Origin of the sequence: Brevundimonas sp. UBA7534 (assembly GCF_002479325.1) — a bacterium.
Lineage (GTDB): Bacteria > Pseudomonadota > Alphaproteobacteria > Caulobacterales > Caulobacteraceae > Brevundimonas.
Window position 1 is genome coordinate 7,114 of record NZ_DLMO01000065.1, and the last position, 3,510, is coordinate 10,623.

Sequence of the window (3,510 nt, forward strand, 5' to 3'; positions counted from 1 at the left end):
GTCATGCACGCCTGCGGCCACGACGTCCACGTCACCGCCCTGATCGGCACGGCGCGCCAGCTAGCCGCGCGTCGCGACCACTGGTCCGGGACGCTGGTCCTGGTCGGGCAGCCAGCCGAGGAGCGCATCTTCGGCGCGCGCACCATGATGCAGGACGGTCTGTACGAGCGTTTCCCCAAGCCGGACTACGCCCTGGCCTTCCACGTCTCGTCGGGGCTTGAAGCCGGCAAGGTCGTGGTTCCGCTGGGCGCGGCCTATTCCAGTTCGGACAGCGTGGATATCCGCGTCCAGGGGGTCGGCGCGCACGGGGCCAGTCCGCACAAGGGGATCGACCCGGTCCTGATCGCCTCGCAGATCGTCGTCTCGCTGCAGAGCGTGGTCAGCCGAACGGTCGATCCGCTGCAGGGCGCGGTGATCACCGTCGGTTCGATCCACGGCGGGATAAAGCACAACATCATCCCCGAGGCGGTGGACCTGCAACTGACGGTCCGGTCCGACGATCCCGAGGTGCGGACGCAGCTCCTGGACGGCATCGACCGAGTGGCGCGCGGCACGGCCCTGGCCCTGGGCGTGCCCGAGGACAAGTTGCCGACGGTCACGCGCTCCACGGTGGAGACCACGCCGCCGACCGTCAACGACGCCGCCTCGGCCCAGCGGGTGCGCGACGCCCTGGTCGCCGGGCTGGGCGCCGATCGGGTCGTGGACAAGCCGCGCGAGGGCATGGGGGCCGAGGATTTCTCCTACTTCATCACGCCTGAAACAGGGGTGAAGGGCGTCTATTTCGCGGTGGGCGGCACGCCGGCCGGTCAGGTCGAGACCGCGCCCAGCCACCACTCCCCCTGTTCCGCATAGAGCCGGAGCCGGCCGTCCGCTCGGGCGTGGAAGCGACCGTCACGGCGGTGGAGGCGCTGGCCCCCCGCGCCTGAGGCGGGGTGGTCCTGTCCGATGGTCGCACCGACGAACGACGGCGACGCTGGCGCGTTGATGGCGGGAAGGAGCGATTCCCATGATCCGCATGCACAAGCTGGTTCCCCTGGTCGGCGGGCTGCTGTTGTCCAAGGGCGGCCGCCGGATGGCGGGCCGTCACGCCGGCAAGCTGGCGCTGGCGACCCTGGCCTACGAAGTCTGGCGCAGCCGGCGAGAGAGTGGGCGGCCTCAGCCGCAACAGCCGCGCCGCGCTCCGCGCGCCCGCTGGAGCGGCCGGCGCCCCCGCTGAACGCCGATCCGGGGTAGGGCGTCGCGCCCAGCCGGGCTATAGCGGATGGCGAAGCGGAGCACGGCCATGATCATCGTCCACCACCTCGCCGACAGCCGGTCCCAGCGCGTCCTGTGGCTGCTGGAGGAGCTGGGCCTCGACTACGAGGTCAAACGTTACGAGCGCGATCCCCGGACCCGTCTGGCGCCGCCCGAGTTGAAGGCGATCCATCCTCTGGGCAAGTCGCCGGTCATCCAGGACGGCGACGTCACCGTGGCCGAGACAGGCGCCATCGTCGAATATCTGCTGGGCGCCTATGGCGCGGGCCGGCTGCGCCCGCCGTCGGGAACCGAGGCGGGCCGCCGCTTCACCTACTGGCTGCATTACGCCGAGGGGTCGGCCATGCCGCCGCTGCTGCTCAAGCTGGTCTTCACCATGTTGCCCCGCCGCAGCCCGGCCCTGATGAAGCCGCTGGTCAAGAGCATCGCCGCCAAGGCCCAGACCAGCTTCGTCGATCCCCAGACACGGGCCCACGTCGACTATTGGGAGGCCGAACTGGGGCGCGGGACGTGGTTCGCGGGGGATGAATTCACCGCCGCCGACATCATGATGAGTTTTCCGGTGGAGGCGGGCGCGGACCGGGCCTTCGACGCCGCTTCCAAACCCAATCTGAGGGGTTTTCTGGAGCGCATCCATGCACGCCCGGCCTATCGGCGCGCGCTGGAACGGGGCGGGGCCTACACCTACGCGTGATCCGCCCCAGGCAACCCCGACGCAGCCGAGGCGTTAACGAGGCATGAAACTCCATACCGTCCAGATCGTGGCCGGCCTTCTTGCGGCCGTGGCCTTCGTCCTCGCCTTCATGGCCGCCGGCGCCGCCGTGGCGTCTGCCCTCTTCATGGGGCTTGGCCTCGCCGCCCTGGGCTGGCTGGCCTACAGCCTGATCAAGCGCGTGCGCCATCGCGGCGGCACGCCCGCTTCTCGCGCCTGATGCGGCCGGATTTGGGCGAAGCTCTTGAGTTTCGCCCAACGGCGCCCTAGCTTATCTGCCCGGCCGCGCCCGCCCCGCGGCCTTTTCTATTGTCGCTTACCCATTCCCTGTCTCCGGGCGAAACCAGAAAATCACGACACCAATGGAAAAAGTGCCGATGACGGCCGAGGGCTACCGTGTCCTCGACGATCAACTGAAGCAATTGAAGTCGGTCGAGCGGCCGAGCGTCATCTCGGCCATTTCGGAGGCGCGCGAACACGGCGACCTGTCCGAAAACGCCGAATATCACGCCGCCAAGGAGCGCCAGGGCTGGATCGAAGGCCAGATCGCCGAGATCGAGGATAAGCTCAGCCGCGCTCAGGTGATCGACGTCTCCAAACTGTCTGGCGACCAGGTCAAGTTCGGCGCCACAGTCACCGTCGTGGACGAGGACACCGAGGAAGAGAGCCGCTACCAGATCGTCGGCGAACATGAAGCCGACGTGAAGCAGGGCAAGATCTCCATCGCCTCGCCGATCGCGCGCGCGCTGATCTCCAAGGAAGTCGGCGACGTGGTCGAGGTGAACACCCCCGGCGGCGTCAAGGCCTACGAAATCCTCAAGGTCGAGTGGAAGTAAATCCGGTGGGGACGGCTTCTCGTCCCCATTCGACCGGCCCCTTGCGCATCTGGGTCGTTTCCGACGGCCGCGCGGGGATCGAGAACCAGGCGCTGGGCCTCGCCGAGGCCGTGCAGCGGCTGACCCCCGCCGACATCGCCGTGAAACGTGTCCGCTGGCGGGCGATGTTTGATCGTCTGCCGTCGGCGCTGAAGACGCCGGCGATGCTGGACCCGTCATCTGGCGCCCTGGCGTCCCCCTGGCCGGACCTGTGGATCGCCACGGGCCGGGCGACCCTGCCGCTATCCGTTCGCGCCAAGGGTTGGAGCGGGGGGCGGACCTTCGTGGTCCAGACCCAGGATCCGCGCTGGGCGACCGACCGCTTCGACATGGTGGTGGCGCCGGCGCACGACGGTCTGTCCGGCGACAATGTCTTCGAGATCACCGGCTCGCCGCACCGCATCACGCCCGCGCGGCTGGCCGAGGCGGCGCCTGTCTTCGCGGACCGACTGGCGGCCTTGCCGCATCCGCGCGTGGCCGTTCTGGTGGGCGGTCGATCCAAGGCCTTCGACCTGCCTGAAGCCCACGCCGCGCGGCTTGCCGACGACATCGCCCGTGCGGTGGAGGCCGTCGGCGGGGCGCTGCTGCTGACCTTTTCTCGCCGCACGCCCCAGGCGGCCCAGGCGGCGATGACGGCGCGGCTGTCCTCGCTCCCAGGCTGGATGTGGG

The 3,510-nt window shown here is 69.3% G+C and carries 6 protein-coding genes; all 6 read left to right on the top strand.

Going from position 1 to position 3,510, the window contains the following annotated elements:
- Positions 1-852, top strand: an 852-nt coding sequence (locus B2U11_RS04820) for a M20 metallopeptidase family protein (protein WP_292070301.1), incomplete at its 5' end; no start/stop codon positions are given.
- 154 nt (positions 853-1,006) lie between these two features.
- The gene (locus B2U11_RS04825) at positions 1,007-1,216 is read left to right on the top strand and encodes a cysteine protease (protein WP_292070302.1); all 210 of its coding nucleotides are present in this window, start codon (positions 1,007-1,009) and stop codon (positions 1,214-1,216) included.
- A 66-nt stretch (positions 1,217-1,282) separates the two neighbouring features.
- Entirely contained in the window at positions 1,283-1,948 is a 666-nt protein-coding gene (locus tag B2U11_RS04830; RefSeq protein WP_292070303.1) for a glutathione S-transferase family protein, read from the top strand.
- Between the two features lie 43 nt (positions 1,949-1,991).
- The gene (locus tag B2U11_RS04835; RefSeq protein ID WP_292070304.1) at positions 1,992-2,186 is read left to right on the top strand and encodes a hypothetical protein; all 195 of its coding nucleotides are present in this window, start codon (positions 1,992-1,994) and stop codon (positions 2,184-2,186) included.
- 142 nt (positions 2,187-2,328) lie between these two features.
- Positions 2,329-2,802: a transcription elongation factor GreA gene (gene greA / locus B2U11_RS04840; protein WP_292070305.1), complete on the top strand. Its 474-nt coding sequence runs from the start codon at positions 2,329-2,331 to the stop codon at positions 2,800-2,802.
- 41 nt (positions 2,803-2,843) lie between these two features.
- Positions 2,844-3,510 (top strand): mitochondrial fission ELM1 family protein (locus B2U11_RS04845; RefSeq protein ID WP_292070306.1); only part of this gene is annotated, 667 nt, incomplete at its 3' end.

Excerpts from the sequence above, each read along its gene's own strand:
- B2U11_RS04825 (WP_292070302.1), top strand. The coding sequence starts at position 1,007 with ATGATCCGCATGCACAAGCTGGTTCCCCTGGTCGGCGGGCTGCTGTTG.
- B2U11_RS04830 (WP_292070303.1), top strand. The coding sequence starts at position 1,283 with ATGATCATCGTCCACCACCTCGCCGACAGCCGGTCCCAGCGCGTCCTG.
- B2U11_RS04835 (WP_292070304.1), top strand. The coding sequence starts at position 1,992 with ATGAAACTCCATACCGTCCAGATCGTGGCCGGCCTTCTTGCGGCCGTG.
- greA (WP_292070305.1), top strand. The coding sequence starts at position 2,329 with ATGGAAAAAGTGCCGATGACGGCCGAGGGCTACCGTGTCCTCGACGAT.